This window comes from Hyphomicrobium sp., from assembly GCF_036262015.1.
Lineage (GTDB): Bacteria > Pseudomonadota > Alphaproteobacteria > Rhizobiales > Hyphomicrobiaceae > Hyphomicrobium_C.
Map to the genome: position 1 here is coordinate 1,006,885 of NZ_DATAJR010000008.1, position 15,676 is coordinate 1,022,560.

Annotated in this window: 13 protein-coding genes; 3 read left to right on the forward strand and 10 right to left on the reverse strand. The window is 59.0% G+C overall.

Annotated features, from left to right (window positions below; all coding sequences use genetic code 11):
- Nucleotides 1-40 precede the first annotated feature (40 nt).
- Entirely contained in the window at nt 41-298 is a 258-nt protein-coding gene (locus VHO05_RS13325) for a hypothetical protein (protein WP_329647066.1), read from the forward strand.
- 173 nt (nt 299-471) lie between these two features.
- On the opposite strand, the gene VHO05_RS13330 is transcribed toward VHO05_RS13325, so the two are convergent.
- From VHO05_RS13330 to VHO05_RS13345, 4 genes are all read right to left on the reverse strand, one after another.
- Nucleotides 472-1,710: an NAD(P)/FAD-dependent oxidoreductase gene (locus VHO05_RS13330; protein WP_329647067.1), complete on the reverse strand. Its 1,239-nt coding sequence runs from the start codon at nt 1,708-1,710 to the stop codon at nt 472-474.
- Complete coding sequence (locus VHO05_RS13335; RefSeq protein WP_329647068.1) at nt 1,707-2,291, reverse strand: TetR/AcrR family transcriptional regulator; 585 nt, start codon at nt 2,289-2,291, stop codon at nt 1,707-1,709. The genes VHO05_RS13330 and VHO05_RS13335 overlap by 4 nt, the downstream gene beginning before the upstream one ends.
- A gap of 279 nt (nt 2,292-2,570) precedes the next feature.
- The gene (locus VHO05_RS13340) at nt 2,571-3,308 is read right to left on the reverse strand and encodes a GNAT family N-acetyltransferase (protein WP_329647069.1); all 738 of its coding nucleotides are present in this window, start codon (nt 3,306-3,308) and stop codon (nt 2,571-2,573) included.
- 541 nt (nt 3,309-3,849) lie between these two features.
- Nucleotides 3,850-6,207, reverse strand: coding sequence for a TonB-dependent receptor (locus tag VHO05_RS13345; protein WP_329647070.1), 2,358 nt, complete (start codon nt 6,205-6,207; stop codon nt 3,850-3,852).
- Between the two features lie 136 nt (nt 6,208-6,343).
- Between VHO05_RS13345 and VHO05_RS13350 the strand changes: the two genes are divergently transcribed.
- On the forward strand, nt 6,344-7,210 hold the full coding sequence (locus VHO05_RS13350) for a substrate-binding domain-containing protein (RefSeq protein WP_329647071.1): 867 nt from the start codon (nt 6,344-6,346) through the stop codon (nt 7,208-7,210).
- Nucleotides 7,211-7,249: 39 nt separating this feature from the next.
- Here the strand turns inward: VHO05_RS13350 and VHO05_RS13355 are convergent, their stop codons facing one another.
- From VHO05_RS13355 to VHO05_RS13375, 5 genes are all read right to left on the reverse strand, one after another.
- Entirely contained in the window at nt 7,250-8,092 is an 843-nt protein-coding gene (locus VHO05_RS13355; protein ID WP_329647072.1) for a substrate-binding domain-containing protein, read from the reverse strand.
- Nucleotides 8,093-8,649: 557 nt separating this feature from the next.
- Complete coding sequence (locus VHO05_RS13360; protein WP_329647073.1) at nt 8,650-10,317, reverse strand: ankyrin repeat domain-containing protein; 1,668 nt, start codon at nt 10,315-10,317, stop codon at nt 8,650-8,652.
- A 456-nt stretch (nt 10,318-10,773) separates the two neighbouring features.
- The gene (locus VHO05_RS13365; protein ID WP_329647074.1) at nt 10,774-10,896 is read right to left on the reverse strand and encodes a hypothetical protein; all 123 of its coding nucleotides are present in this window, start codon (nt 10,894-10,896) and stop codon (nt 10,774-10,776) included.
- Between the two features lie 774 nt (nt 10,897-11,670).
- Complete coding sequence (locus VHO05_RS13370) at nt 11,671-12,081, reverse strand: hypothetical protein (RefSeq protein ID WP_329647075.1); 411 nt, start codon at nt 12,079-12,081, stop codon at nt 11,671-11,673.
- Between the two features lie 197 nt (nt 12,082-12,278).
- Nucleotides 12,279-13,343, reverse strand: a complete 1,065-nt coding sequence (locus VHO05_RS13375) for a serine hydrolase domain-containing protein (RefSeq protein ID WP_329647076.1) — start codon at nt 13,341-13,343, stop codon at nt 12,279-12,281.
- A 176-nt stretch (nt 13,344-13,519) separates the two neighbouring features.
- On the opposite strand from VHO05_RS13375, the gene VHO05_RS13380 reads away from it, so the two are divergent.
- Complete coding sequence (locus tag VHO05_RS13380) at nt 13,520-14,896, forward strand: globin-coupled sensor protein (protein ID WP_329647077.1); 1,377 nt, start codon at nt 13,520-13,522, stop codon at nt 14,894-14,896.
- Nucleotides 14,897-14,930: 34 nt separating this feature from the next.
- On the opposite strand, the gene VHO05_RS13385 is transcribed toward VHO05_RS13380, so the two are convergent.
- Nucleotides 14,931-15,515, reverse strand: a complete 585-nt coding sequence (locus VHO05_RS13385) for a MarR family winged helix-turn-helix transcriptional regulator (RefSeq protein ID WP_329647078.1) — start codon at nt 15,513-15,515, stop codon at nt 14,931-14,933.
- Nucleotides 15,516-15,676 lie beyond the last annotated feature (161 nt).

Consider the following 15,676-nt stretch of genomic DNA (forward strand, 5'->3'; position numbering starts at 1 on the left):
TTCATCCGTCCATGTTGCCGCAAGGAGCGGAAGGACGGACATGGCCAACAAACCCAAAGAAGCAAACCCCATCAATCGTGACGGCTACTGGTACCTGGTGCGCAGGGTACCCAAAAACATGGTGGCGCTCGTCGGGCGCAACACCATCGTGTGGAGCACGGGATTGCTGTGTGGCAGGACCCCGTGCAGTCCGTGCCAAGCTGCTAGTGCAGCAGTTCGGGATCTGCAGGAACACTGGAAACAGCTCAAGCTAGGCGCGCAGACGCCGGGCGTCATCGAGTGTGCCCCTTGCATCTAGGAATGTGATGATGCCGGTGGCGCGCAATGTGTGGTTTGTGACTTGGAAAAGGCCCACGGCTGCGTTTCGCCGCTTGACCATGTGGTAGCACGTTGGATGGAAAAGAGTACAAGGCTTCATTGCTGAACTCTGTTGCCAATACTAGCCAAGAGGCGAGTGAGAGCTGGGTAATTTTACCATGGGACCGGTGCGCGAATACCTGCTGCGGTGAGATCAAACCCGTTCCCATCGAGGCCACTCATCGCCAAAATATCGGCCCGCTGTCGACTGAATGAGGCAAATCGGGTTAGTCGAACCGCCAGATTGACGATAGCCTCTGACCCGAGCCAGCGCCCTTGCACGCTCGCGCCTTCGCTATGTCCCCGTTCTTGCAGCCTGTCGACCAGTGGTCGACGATCTTTTTCGAAGCTAGCCAAAGCACCGGCAATGTCACCATCCTGGTTTCCTGCTGCGATGTGGCCGGCAAGTGCCAGGGCATCGACAAGGGCGCAGTTCGCGCCTTGGCCGAGGTTTGGGCTCATGGCGTGCGCAGCATCGCCAATCAGTACCACCTTGCCGGATGACCAGGCGTCGCAACGAACGCTGCGATGCTGCAGGAGCACTATGTCTGCCCAGCTGTTGTACTTTGACAGGACAACATGCATCGGAGGAAACCGGCGGCATACATCGTTTTTCCAATTGGCGAACTCTCGCGTTGCGACGCCAGCCGCAGTTTGACTGGATCCACCCCAAAACCAGAACGTAGAATCTTGCGCCATAGGCAGCATACCGCAGGCTTCTGCCCCCATTAGATACTCGCCATGACAAGCAGCCTGAACCGAATGCGGAACGACCCCTTGCACACTGCCTTCAACAATCGGCCAAAGATGAGTGGGGATTCCGACCGCCTCGCGAACAGCTGACCTGACGCCATCGGCGCCGACGATGAGATCTCCTGAAATCGTCATGATGCCGTCAATTGTTTCGCAGACCAGTGCAGGCATGCCCGCCTTCGTGTCGACGGCTTTCACTTTGCAGCCGAAATGAGTTGTGACGCCCGCGCTGGCACAGGCTTGCCAAAGAATGTCGTGCAGGTGTGCACGATGGATGCAGACTGGCCAATATCGGGGAGGGAGATGGGCGTGCAGCTCCGTCGCTACCAAACACCGACCTAGGCGATCACGCAGCAGGAGACGTGGCATTGCTGTGCCGTGAGCGCGGACCAGCTCACCGAGCCCGAGAACGTCAAGGACCATCAGCCCGTTGGCTTGCAGCAGGATACCTGCACCCACAGGAGCAAATGCAACGGCTTGTTCAAGGATGGTGACTTTAAAGCCGGCTTTCCGAAAGGTTAGCGCGGCCGTAAGGCCAGCTATGCCACCGCCGGCTATCGCGACTTCCAAACGCTCAGGCATCATATTAGCACCTGTCATTTGCTTCGTTTATCTATCGCAACCATCGGTGCCGTAAGCATGCTCCGCAGCAGATGATCGACGCCGCGAGCAAGCCGACGCTTGTCGAATTCCGGAGAAAACGCTGCGCGTCCGGCGATACCGTCAAGGAGCGCAATCAGCAGAAACACCACGGAGTCGCGGTCGAGCTCGGGGTCCACATGGCCAGCGGTCTGTCCCCTCAGCAACGCAGCGGACAGTCGCTCGCACAACTCCGTTTCGTTCTTATCAAATGCCGCCTTGACCGCCGGATTGCGCGCGGCTTCGGCCGCGACTTCGAGGGTTAGACGGCCATAATTTTCGTCCGTCAAACCGTTGATCAGTTCAGGAACGATCTCCGAAAGCGCGGAGACAATGTTCGGTGCTGAATTGAGATGAGAGAAGAGGTTTGCCGCTTCGGCCCGCTCTTCTTCGGCGAAGGCCACGATGATGGATTCCTTGGTTGGGAAATAGCGATAGAGCGCACCTGCGCTCATTCCCGAGGCCTCGCAGATCTCCTGCATCGTAGTCTGGTGAATACCCTTGCGGGCGAAGCCTTCGGCCGCCGCGCGGAGAACCTGCATCCTGCGGCGCCTATGCAGCTCATCGTTGCGTGTCCGTGCCATACTGTCCTATGTAATAATGCGGTTATCCGTTCTCATTATAGCCTGATACCGTGCCTGTCCACAAATAACAGTGTGGTTGTCCTTATTATTTTATATGCGGCTTGGCCAACCAGAGCGGTGCCTTATCGGCAATTGCCCCAACTGTATCGGCGCGACCGCAGCAAACGCGCCCCTAAGGCCTCAAACCGAGCAGCCGCTGCAACGCAGGGACACTGATGATCCATATTTGCAATCGGTCTATGAGACCCGCAAGCTCGCTCCACGAAGCCGAAGGCCGAGGCGCACGGCAGCACGTTGCGATGAGATGTTGTCTCGGTCAGTGCTGTAGAAAAGCGTACGTGAACGGAGTGAGGAAAGCTGCGTCCAACCGGCCGTGGCAGCGGCTGCGAACCCCTGCCCTCTGAATGCATTAGTTGTTACCAACCCGAGTTTAGCCCCGGTATCGGAAAGCCGCGCTGCAAATGCGATCGAGGCGATGCGACCGTCGACAATGACGGCGCACCAAGGTGCCCAGAAGTCGGCCACGCGACGGAAGCCAATTTCAAACAGGTTTTCGGGCACGCCCGTCGACGCCCAAGAATGCACCAGATCTCGGCCTTCCATGGAGTCGCTGTTGATGAGCCGAGCTTTGCTCGGGTACGGATGCGCGTGCGGCAAGTCGTAAATTAGACCAAGATCGTGTGATGCCGGATCATCACTGCTCAGCAACGACAGGTAGCACTCAAGGTGCTTTGGTATCGCCGAGTGGGTGAGCGGCGGTTCGGTGGCGGCGAGACCTTCCATTTTCGCCACCAGTTCATCTGACAAATCATCGCGCAGTCCGAACAGGTTGCCCTCAGGGCAACCTGCCAACCAGAATCGCGGCCCCGGCGAGCAGTCCGGATCGTTCTCGCGCTCTATTCGCCTGTCAGGACGCAACCGAAACAACGTTTGATATTGGGTCTTCAGCCAGTGATTTTCAGGAATATGAGACAAGATTTATTGTTCTCTACAGTCGCCGAATGCTGACTTTTTCATAAGATGGCGGGCTGTCTTCAGCGCGCCGTGAGCCGCCACGCAAAGACTATAGTGCGGGAAAGCGGATCAAGTTTACACAGTTGTCGTCGAACCGGCGTCGCGGACGAAGGTTCATGACCGCGTTGGCGCATTTCACGTACGTTTGGATTGCCGCCGTTGTGGTTGGGAAGGTTCGACGTAGTGCTGAACATGTGGCATTACCTGCTGTGTGATCCCCAGGCATCGCGGGCGCAGTTGGTGACAAGTTCGGGTTGCCACCCGAGTGGACCGATAGCGGGGCTAAAAAACCGCAGATGGAAGCTTGACGGGTTGACAGTGATGGCAAGCTTAAAGACCGCAACCGGACTCAAATCGAACATGAGCTGTCATGTTCTTCCGCGACGCACAGCATCCAATAGCTGGACCTTGCGTCGCATCGCTGCGATGAGTGCGGAACCACCACGGACGTATCCTTCACTCATCTGTTGTCTAATACGCCTTCATAACTCGGATGGGGCATTCAAAGCTTGGTACGCATGCCGAGGTAAATGACCCGGCCAGCCTCCGGAAATCCATAGGCAGTCTCGTAGTCCTCATCGAGCACGTTCTCGACGCGGCCAAAGAGCTGGGCCGCGCCACCCGCAAGATCTTGGGTAATGCCAAGGTTGAGGAGGTGATAGGGATCGAGCTCCAATGTCGAGAGTTCATCTCTGGAGATCGCGACGCTTCCCGTGACAAACTGATAGTCAGCGCTCAGGGCCGTACCGGCCCACACCCGATACGTGGCGCTGACTGTGGCCATGTGCTCGGGCTCGAACTGGACTGCGCTCGTTCCGCCCGGCACGGGAGCCAGATTTTCGGATTTGAGGTACGTGTAGCCCAGTTGAATTCCGAAATCGTCGGCAGGACGGAAGGTCGCCGTGGTTTCGATGCCCTGGAAGCGCAACAAATCCTTGTTCTCGAAGAGCTGGGTGGTCCTATCTTTAGAGATGAAATTTTCGGCATCGATACGGAAGGCAGTCACGCTCAAGAACGCGTTCAGGGCGGGCAGCTGCTGTTCAAGCCCGATCTCGTAGTTGTGCGTGATCTCCGTCTGGAGAGACGGATCCCCTTCATTCGTTCCGTAGAGGTTCCTAAGCGTTGGAAAGCGGATTTTGCGGGCGACCGAACCACGAAGCGCCGTATCCTCGGTCACTGCAAACCGAAGCCCGGCTAGGTACGTGTAGTCGCTGTCGGAGGTGTCCTCACGTCTCTGCTCGGCCCAGCCGGCGCCGACGACAGCAGAGAGCTGATGCGTGATCTGCGTCTCGTACTCGACGGCAGCGGATTGTACGTCCAGGCTGTTATCGTTGGAAACGCCGCCGCGCACGTTGTTGCACGGGCCCCTGGCGACACCACCGACGGTGTTGATGCCGCCTCCACCTCCTCCGCCGCCACCTCCACCTCCACCGCCTCCGAAGGTCCCTCCCAAAGCAGTGCAAGCGTTTCTCAGTCGCGTTTGACAGGCCGCGTTACAGGTCGTGGCAGTGGTCCCCTGCGTGGTCACAGTTTGGTTCCCGCGGCTGAAGCCTTGGGAGTTCCAGTCCTCGCGATGGGCATCGTAGGCCAACGTGACGAGGTTGCGCTCGTCCATACGATAGGCGAGCTGACCGCCGCCGCCGAAAATCCGCGTCGTGGCGTCCTCGCTGAAGGCTCCGTTCAGGAGCTGCGAACTGTAGTTGGCATTGTCGAAGCGGTTCGTTAACTCGTCGAGCTCGTTATAGTAGGCGGTCGGCCTGAGCGTGAAGCCGTTCCCCAACTTGATCAGTCCAGACGTTTGCAGGCTCAGGCCACTATAGTCATCAACGCGTTCGAACCTGACACCGGTCGAAAAAGGGTCACAAGGGCCGTTCGTCGCCTGATTCTGACAAACGCCCGCATTGTTGAAGCTGTTGAAGGCGGTCGGCGGCTTGCCGTATTCGCCCTTGCGATGATTTACGCTGAAGCCCCACTGGAAAGCGTCTGACGGTGTCCACTGTGTGTTGGCGTAATAAGAGCGGTCCTGGCGATCGCTGTTTGTGCGCGCATCATTCGGCTGAAGTTTAGTGAAGTTGAAATCATCCGAGAGATGGTAGGCGTCCTGGTCGTAGATCGATGCACTTGCGAAGCTCTTGACCGTGTCGGACCCATAGCTCGCGGTAACACGCCCTTCCTTGTCTTTACCCGCTCCAAAGCTGGCCTCGGTCGTGGCATGCAGTCCAGGTCCGGCACTCTTCGTGATGATATCGATGACCGCGGCATTGCCTCCGGGGCCGTATAGCACCGAGCCTCCGCCACGCGTGACTTTTATCCTTGCTATGTTTTCAACCGGAACAGCACGCGGATCGAACTGACCGTCGTACGTCGCACTCTGGGGCACGCCATCGATCAGCAGCGTAATATTGCGCGTTCGGAAACCGCGAATATTGATACGCGGCACGCCGTCGCCGCCATTGACGATGGACACACCCGGCATGAGCTTTATTGCTTCATCGAGCGTGCCCGCGCCAGACCGCTCGATTTGCGCTGCGGTCACCTCGTCGACCGTCGAGATCTGCTCAACGATGCGATCGGATAGCGCGCGTCCGCTGCTCACGCCTTGGTAGGCAGGCGCCAGCCCACTCGTGCCCGCAGGCTCGCCGGGAGCTGTCTCCACTGCTCCTTCTGTCGGCGTGTTGGCCTGGGAGGGGCTCTTCTGGGCGGGCTTTGAGGCCTTGCCAGGCTCGGTCGTGACGATAATCTCCGGGAGATCGTACTCCGGATCCGCCGCTGACACCTGAGCCGTTACCGCGCACAGGCCAATCGAAGCCGAAGCCAAAAGAAAACCGATGTGATGATGACGCACAACGCTACTCAACATATACACACTTCTCTATAGCTGACCGTATACAGCGATGTTGGTGGGGGCAACGCGATTTTATCGTTCTCTTGTGTTCTGTTGCAGATCAGTAACAAGCGTCGCTATAGCCATGGAAATACGATCAGGGGAGAGAACGGTGTCAATCAGAATTCGGTCTGCGTGGTGCGCTGTCGTTCTCGCGCTGCTGTTCGCCCATCCGGCAGCAACCGCAAATGTCACAGAAGAAGCCGCGGCCAAGCCCATCCGCCTCGCTGTGGTCTACGCGCCGATGTTTTCCGGCCTCATGACCACTCTCATCGATGATTTCAAAAAGCAGAGTGGTCACGACGTTACGATCGTCGCGGGTATGGACATTTATGACCGTGCACGTGCGGGGGAGGCGGACATCGTCATTTCCCACTACGGGTTCAGCGAAGTCGAGCGGTTTGTCCAGGATGGATATGGCCGTTGGCCTCGGCAGGTGTTCTCAAATCAAATGGTCATCATCGGACCGAAGGATGATCCGGCGCGGATCCGCGGAGCCACGAGCGCGATTGAGGCGTTTCGCCGGCTCGCGGAGGTCAAAGCTACGTTCGTACCGAATGCCCTCCCAGCCGTCGTGCATCTAACAGACTATCTTTGGGAGGGGGCAGGGCGGCCCGACAAGACCGGCTGGTTTTTGGAGACCACAGAGGCCAAGGGACGAGCCATAAAGCTAGCGGAAGAAAAGGGGGGCTACGTGATTTGGGGCGCGCCGCCATTTCTTCAGTTCGCCCAAAAACACGAAACTCAACTGCAGATCCTGGTTGCGAACGATCCCATCTTTCAGCGCGTCATGTGCTCGGTCGTCGTCAATCCCGACAAAGTCCCGGGCGCAAATGCGGAAGGAGCGACGGCCTTCGAAAGGTACCTCCTGTCCGCTCGGGCACAGGCGCTCGTCGCAGCCTTTCGAACACCCGATTCGAAAGACATGCAGCTCTGGTGGCCCGCCGCGCTCCACAACGACACTATCGGCGCGCAGTAGGACAACACCAGCCCCATACGGGATCGACGTCAGATGCTGTCAATCGTCCACACCCTCATGCGCATTATTGCGTGCGGCTGGCCACCAGAGCTGAAGGTCGCTGCCGCGCGAGCGGAACGCTGCGATCTTGGCCTGCGTCTCGGGCGCGAGGAGATAAGTCACGAATTCCTCGGCGCCTTGCGCGTTTGCACGCTGAACCTTGTCCGGCCTAACCACAACGGCCGCCATCACGCGCTGGAGAAGAGGGTCCGCAGAGACAAGAATTTCAAGTCCGGAATTGTGCTTCTCCTTAAAGCGCAGAAATGGAAATGCGCCCCACATAACGTAGGCCTGTTTCTCCTCCGCAAGTTTCATCGCGCGTCCCTTGCTCTCTTCGGTCGCGATGACCCAGCCGTCCTTGGGCGGGCGGCCCGCCTCCTGCCAGATAAGCTCGAAAATATACGACATACTTGGAAGCGCATTGGCAACGAACGGAGCGCGCGCATCGGCGATGCGACGGAGCGCTTCGGATGCGCTCGTTAGGCCACCGATCTTGGCGGGATCACTTTTCGGCCCCGCGATAACGGCTTGGTTGGAGAAGACCATACGCGGCCAAGTGCCATGGCCGTCGAGGACAAAACGTTCGATTTCCTTCTTTCCGTAGTGGGAAATTACAAGATCGGCTTCGCCCGCGCGGGCACGGTCATAGACGTCGTTGCCGCTATAGATCGCGATGCGCCCTCCGGTCTTGGCCGCAAAATCCGCTGCAAGGATTTCCATCAAGCCGCTGAACTGAGGCGTGTTCACGACTGCGACGCGCACGGGCTGCTGCTCCGAGCGCGCATAGCTGGGAAGGAAGGCGATCAACGCGGCGAGAGCACTCGACCGAACAACGTGTCCCATGCATCGTGTGGCAAAACTTGCCCGAGCACACAAACCTAGCAGACTGCCAGGTCTCGACCTGAACGCGGCCGGGACGTGCTTTTCCAGGCTGCCAGTTGCCGAACGCAATCTAGCGCGAAAGTCGGTCATTGAACGCTCCGTGTGCGTAGTCGCATGTTGTCGAGTGAAAGTGTCACTCTTAATCCGTCTCTAACCCGCCCGTGCCATTGGTCTAACCGAAGTGCCCCTTCCGCATGAGGCATATACTGCATCGAGCTATTCATGACGCAAGGTCTGCAATTGGGACGGCGCTGCCATTACGTATTGACCGGAAGGTCCCAATAGCGACATCGTTGGTGCCATGGTCGCGCGTTGATATGTCCGCAGACCCACGTCCGCATACTGGAGAGGAGCGGGCATCAGCCCGCTTCTGCGAACCGTCTTTGGTGACCCGGAGCGGTCATTCGCAGTGGGGCCTACCGATCGAACGCCGAGGCAAGCAAGACGCCAGAACGTTGCAACTCACTCTAGGTCTGTAGTCAACCGAGCGGGTGATTGGGCTGCAGGCTAGTTTGCATTCAGGCCATCTCGCCGCCGGCTATGAGATCCGCGGCATCGATCAATCCGCGCTTTCGTGCGACCTGCTCTGCGGTCAGGCCGTCCTTGTTCGCGAAACGTGGATCAGCGCCATGGGCAATGAGGAGCGTTGTCATCTCCGCGGCCGCGTCCTCATCGTCCGGCAGGCAGAAAAGTGGTGTAACGCCGAATTTTTTGGAAACTGCGTTGGCGAGTTGAGGATCCTCGGCGAACAACTCGCGCACCCGCTCCGCCATCCCCAGATAGGTGAGCTCAAGCACATCGCGACTGAGCGGCATGAGGAAGGTGGCGATCTCTCGGCGATCAAAATGGGCCGCATATCCCATCGCCCCGCCGCCAAAGCTCGTCGTGGGCCGGTCGATATCGGCGCCATGGGCGACCAGCAGCTTGACCACCTCCAGCGACCCGCCCGCGACGGCGACCTGAAGTCCGCGCTGCTCGATCTCGTCGGCGACATCGACGTCCATTCCAAGCTCGAGCAGCAGCTCGACCACATCCGCGCGGCCCTGGCGCGCTGCGGTCAGCATGGGAGCCGGATCGTGCAGGCATTCTGGATGCTGATCAGCCAGCCTGCGGGCTGCATCGCGATCGCCCCGCATACACGCAGCCTGGAATGCAGCCTGGCCTTCGAGTGGCGACACGCTGGCACCACAACGAACCAGCAGTTCCGCCATCGCCGCGTGACCGTAAATCAGTGCCTCCTCTCTGAGGGGACGGCCCGAGTACGCATGAACGCCGTCGGCGTTGGCGCCGTGCGTCAACAGCCATTCGGCGCGGAGAATATGATTGTAGGCAACAGCATTGCCGAGCAGGTAGTCCAGAGCGCAAAGCGGAACGTTGCCGCCGATCTTCGTTGCTGGATCACGCCATTTTTCCAGACGATCGCGCCGCTCGGACTCAGCCCAAAGGAAATCGAGCCAGGTCGTCGCGTCGCGTGTGATCGAGGTGTTGTAGAGCGACTGAAAGTCGTAAGGATCGGCACCGCGCTCAATCAACAGCAGAGCCAGCTCATGCGCCTGAGGATGCTGGCGCTTATCGCCTTCGCCTTGGCCGATCGCGCCGGTGAGAACCTTGAACGGATTGCCCCAGCCATCGTCGAACTGCGCGTTCGCGTTGGCGCCATGGTCGAGCAGGATCCTCGCGACATCGAGCGCGTATCTCTCGCCGTCGGGCAATCGCGCATAGGCGACATAGAGCAAGGGCTCCCAATCGAGCGGCCCGCCCTTGCGCGTAGCGGCGCCCGGATCGGCAGCAAGACGTCGTTCGACCTCAGCGGGGTTTCCCGCCGCAGCGGCAATGTAAAGATCATGGGTAGCGATCTCGGGCCAGCGAGAGAGGATACGCAGGGCGGCAGACAGATCACCGCCCCAGGCCGAACGCAACACGATATCGACGCGCTCCTCAAGGCTGCGCTGCGACATGGCCAGATCAAAAAGCTCCTGCCTGAGATCGGCCCATCCGGGCAGACCATGCTCGCGTGCAAGCGCCAATTGTACGTCCCGCAAGCTGGGATCAACCGGTGCGGCCGGAGTGGCGGCGACGAGGCGCCGTCGGGCCTCTGGATCGCCGGCCCGCAGGGCCTTCAGCCAGCGCTTGGCCTCTTTCTTGAGGAGTTCCAGAGAGGACTCGGGGGTGAGCGTGCGGCTCATGGACAACCTTCCTTCCGTGTCGCCTGATGTCCGCTGAGACAGGCCGGAAGAAGGGATCGAACGCAGTCGTGCCTTCGAATGGGTGGGAGCCAGCTCCCTTGCCGCGGACAGGTGGCGCCCCAAAGCGCACTGGCACTAAAAATCCAACGACACGCGTGAATTGTCAATGCTGCCTGGCAGGCAACAGTACGTCTTCTGCTACTGGCCCGTCGCAGAGACATGCGCGGTCATGCATTCCTTTGACTGCGTAGCCACGTACACTTGGCGACGGCAAGCGGCCATCAATGTGCTTCGGCTAACCATCTTTAGTCGGCTTTTGAGATCTCACGCCCGCCAGCGATTGACCGTCCGGTCATCCGTCAGGATCTACGGGACAATTTGGGGGACGCAGAGGTGCGGCGCAGTGGGTGGGTACGGTTGCCGTGGAGTCCACTGCGCCGGCCTAGTCTGCAGACTTTATGCGCCAGTTTGTTTCTCTGATATTTTCTTCTTCTCGCGTTTCCTGTTGTTGCGGCCTTCATAGGCATAGCTGCGGGCGGGAACAGGCAAGTTGCGGCCTTTACCCTTGCGCTTGCGCATCTCGATTTCCTTTTAGCTTTCTGAGCTGGTCGCCTCTTCAGCCTCGCTCTAAGTGCGGCGAGGCAAGCACCGATGAAAAAGGCTAAGCCTGCTGTTGATGTTTCGTGGAAGGAGCTGGGGGAGGCCAAGCTCCGTCAGCCTCTGGCTGGCTGCGGAGGCGCTGTTCGGCTCAAAAGCACCCAAGAGAGCGAGGTCACTCCTCGTCGGAGCTGGTGACTGCAGGTATGGCAGAAAAACCTACAGGCACAGCTCCGCTGTGCGTTCGCTTTGGGCGACAACACAGTCCACGTCTCTGTTTGTGAAGGACGTCCCGGGTAACGGTCGCTTACTGCCCTGCTATTAAAAGCGCAGTAACGACGTCCCGGGCCAAGACATGTTTGATGCGGCGTCGCGCGATGGGTAGGGTCGGAAGCTGTAACATGCTGATGAAGATAGACGCAGTTTGAAGGAAGTCAACATTAGGCGGCGAAACGAGAAATTCGCGGTGCCCAACTGTGTAACAAGCGGAGCATCACGCGCCGACAATTTCCACAATTCGCGGACGCCGCCTGAATGATCTTCCTCGCCTCACCGTTCGTGGGGTTGGATCTCCCGCGAGCAGCTCGGCCCGAACTTCGGCGTCGACGCCCAGGTCATCCGGTTTCTCGGCATCGCGACTGGGGCTCAGTTGATGTGTCCCAACAGCGGACATCGCCCATATTCGTGGTCGTGCTTCGATGCATCCGCTGATCCAGGTCCGCTTAGAGGTTATGAGCGGACAACGAGGTGCTTCGGCTAACCGTCGCTAGTGGCCCAAACCAGACGTGAGCTTTCTAAGCAGGCGACGAAGGGTGCTGTCATTGCGCCGGACAGAGTATCGCAGAGCTTGAAAAGCACCACGAAGGCCATGATTGAGAAGGCCGCATCTTGATTGAAGAATTCGAGGAAAGCTCCCTTTGCCGTTTCAGACAGGCGCTCGAGCGGGCCAGCCCGAACATTTGCGGCATCATCCGCAGCACTAGCCGGCTCTTGCGCCAGCAGGGTTGCGGCCAGGCCGACAAGCACGAGCAAGGCGGCACCGGTGTAGGCGAGCGGCCAGATCGCCTCTTTGCTCAGACCCTTCGACTCGAGCCATGCCGAAAGACCGATCACGCCCGCGCCGGAGGCCAGCATGCCGATGCGGTACGAAGCGACGTAGCTTGCCATCCCGGCGGCCTGTTCGTCGTCGGCCAAGCTCTGGACGCGGAATGCGGCAGTCCGGAGGAAAATCCCAAGAGCAGGATGATCAGGACGCGGGGGCGCAGATAGACGGTCAGCCCGGACAGCATCGCTGAGCGTGGGCTTGCGTCGGTCGGCGACGGTGCATTCATTGGATTGGGCTGTTCCGGATGCTCGCCAAAGGACTACTCAAATATGCGCCGAACGACAGTCCTGCGGAACTCCTGCCAAGGCTCCAGGTTCTCTGGCCTTTCAGGATAGACCCGGTTCGAAAGGAGGACGACCGCCTTCTTTGTACGGACGTCGCCTACCATGAAGCACCCGGTATAGCCACCTTTGGCGAGTATGCTCTCGCCGCCGGCGCCATTGAGCGATTGATAGGTTTTGCCGTCGCCCCATCCGAGAGCGCTGCGAAAGCGTTTTCCAGGATAGTAGTCATGCGTCATTAGCTCGATTGCGCGCGGGCTGAGGAACGCGTGCCCGTTCACACGGCCGCTGGCGAAGACCATCTCGATCCAGCGCAGAATGTCGGGCACGGTAGAGAATAGCCCCGCCAATCCTGACTGCGTTCCAGATGCAAAGGCGATATGAGCCTTTTCGTCGTTCGGGATCCCCCAGAGAAGCGTCCCATCAGGGCGATACCCCGTTGGTACGATGCGACGCTTGTTCTCGCATGAGGGGATCAGGGTGCTGTCGCGCATGCCTAACGGCAGGAAGATCCGCTGCTCCGCGAGGACATCCAAGTTGGCTCCGGCGATCCGGCGGATGAGCTCGCCCAGCAAGATTGCCGTTGCGTCCGTATATCGATAGCTTTCGCCCGGCGCGGTCTTGAGCGGTGCGGCATAGAAAAGCTGCAGCAACTCAGGAAAGGTCCAAAGCGTCGTGTCCCCTTTCCAATCGTCGACATACGCCGACGCGAGCTCGACCGTGTAGCTCATCAAGTGCTCGATCAGCACGCCACCTTTGCCGTTGGCGGCAAACTCGGGAATGTACTTGCAGACAGGCTCCGTCAGCCCGCAGCGCCCCGCATCGATCAGGAGATGCATCAGCGTAGCGGTAACGACCGTCTTTGTGATGGAGGCGACGTCATAGATGCTGGACTCGGAAAGGTGTGCGTCGCTTTCATACATTGGCTTCCCGAACGCACGCACGTCCTGACGGCCATTTTCCACCAGACCCAGGACGCATCCGGGAAAGATCCTGTTCTCGACTGCCTGGTGTACGAGCGTCGCGATTTGTTCGCTAATCATTGGCAGCACTCGGTGTATTTGCTGGCTTTTCGAAACTACATCCTTATCAAGGAAAACCTTCGGCGGATTAATCTGTCAGCGGCACAAACGCATTCGCGCAAAACGATTGGCCGCACGCAAACACCATGAGAACTCTCCATTGTCCAGATTCTGACGAAGATGGGATGGAGGGCTCAATGAGCGGCAACGGCACGATCCGAGCGCGTTTAGCCTACAATGGAATCGATGAGATCACCGGTGTGATCCTGCGCGAGCACAAGGCCTTCATCATGGCCGAGCTGCCGGCCGTCCTCGACCTCTTCTACGATCAGGTCAGCCGCTTTCAGGAAACGACCGCATTCTTTAAGGATCGCGCTCACATGATAAGCGCCAAGCAGGCGCAACTGCGCCACTGGGCGATGATCATGGACGGGCGCTTCGATGAGACTTACGTGACCTCGATCATGCGGATCGGTGAAACGCACAACAAAATTGGGCTCGACCCGCGCTGGTACATTGGCGGCTACAATGGTCTGGTCACCGGCCTCGTTGCCGTTATCGACAGCAAGCTGCGCACATCGCGCCCAGTAAACGCGCAGATCGACCGCATGATCCGCGGGCGAGGCATCGACCTCAAGACGGCCCTACAGGACGCGATCATAAGGGCCGCGATGGTGGACATGGATCTTGCGATTTCCGTTTACCTCGAGGCTGGGCGGCGAGATCGGCGCGCGACGCTCGATCGCCTCGCAAACGAGTTCGAGGGGGCTGTGACGGGCGTTGTCAACTCAGTCAGCGCGACTGCCAGTGAGCTGCAGGCGGCGGCGGCCGCCATGTCCGATTTGGCGCAGAAAACGGCCGATCAGTCGGCCATGGTTGCCACCACGTCGGAGCAGGCTTCGGCGAACGTAAGCACCGTCGCCGCAGCGGCAAATGAATTATCGGCTTCCGTCCGCGAAATCAGTCGCCAGGTGACGAGCTCGGCGGAGGTCGCAGACAAAGCCGTGCGGATGGCGGAGCTGACCTCAGAGAAGGTCCGCGAACTCGCGCGGTCCTCGGGAAAGATCGGAACCGTGGTCGATCTCATCAGCAACATCGCCCGGCAGACCAACCTATTGGCGCTCAACGCGACGATCGAAGCCGCGCGCGCAGGCGAAGCAGGCAAAGGCTTCGCCGTCGTCGCTCAGGAAGTGAAATCGCTCGCCCAGCAGACCGCGAAGGCGACGGCCGAGATCGGGACACAGATCAACGAAGTCCAGAACTCGACCGCAGAGGCCGTTACATCAATCGGAACCATCAGCGAAGTCATTCAGTCAATCAACCAGATCGCGACGGCGATCGCCGCCGCCGTCGAGGAACAAGGAGCGGCGACCGTCGAGATTGCCCGCAATGTCCAGGAGGCGGCGTTGGGTACGGCCGAGGTGTCCTCGAATACGACCGGTCTGAGTCAAGCGGCGACTTCGACCGGTTCCGCTGCGAGCCAATTCATGGCATCCGCGAAGCATCTGGACAGCAAGGCCAACGAGCTGGCCAAGGTGGCAGCGGATTTCGTCTCGACCATCCGGGCGGCGTAGGCTCACACTTTCAAGCCCGGATCACTTGGTCAGGTCACGCGCGTGTTTCATATTTCGCGCGGAAGGAAGTGCAGAGGAGCTTTAGGTCCGCTTCATTCACGGGCATTTCGTTGCACTGGCAAAAGAAGTCAGACTTGGTGCCGTGGCTTCGTGAACTCAGGCGGCGCATCAGGAGAAAAACACAATCTCCGCAAGTGCCGACCGTCTTCCGAGACTCGCTCCCCAGTTGCCCAACGAGCTGTCTGAGGATGTTCCTCAGAAATTTTTGATCTTGTTCGTCCAACGCATCTATTTCTTTGAAGATCGACGCAAGCGGGTCTTCGTCCATCAGCGCCCGGGCTTTGTCAGTTACGCTGAGTATCGAGCTGCGGCCATCGTGAGTGGATCTCTCGCGCTTGATGTAGCCCAGTTCCTCAAGGGATTTGATGGTTTGAGAGGCGGTCCCCCTGGTTGTAGCCTGATAGGCTGCGAGCTCGGACAATGTCCGGCTGAACAGGTTGGCTCTTGAAAAAAAGCGCAATGCAAACCATTGCGCAGTCGTGAGGGCATCGTTCGAACGCTCCGCAAGCATGCCCCTGCCCAGCTGCAGTAGCAGCTCCCTGATTTCAAATGACAACATCCGCTCCGCCTCTTCTGGCCGACATATCGGCAAGAACGGAAGAGTTCGTCAACAGAGGGGGCGATTTGCTTGCGTTCCAAAACCAGTTGTTTCAGGATTCGACCGATGTGTGATTATCATTGATGTGACCAACAAAAAACGCGCGGTCCTTTAACCACATC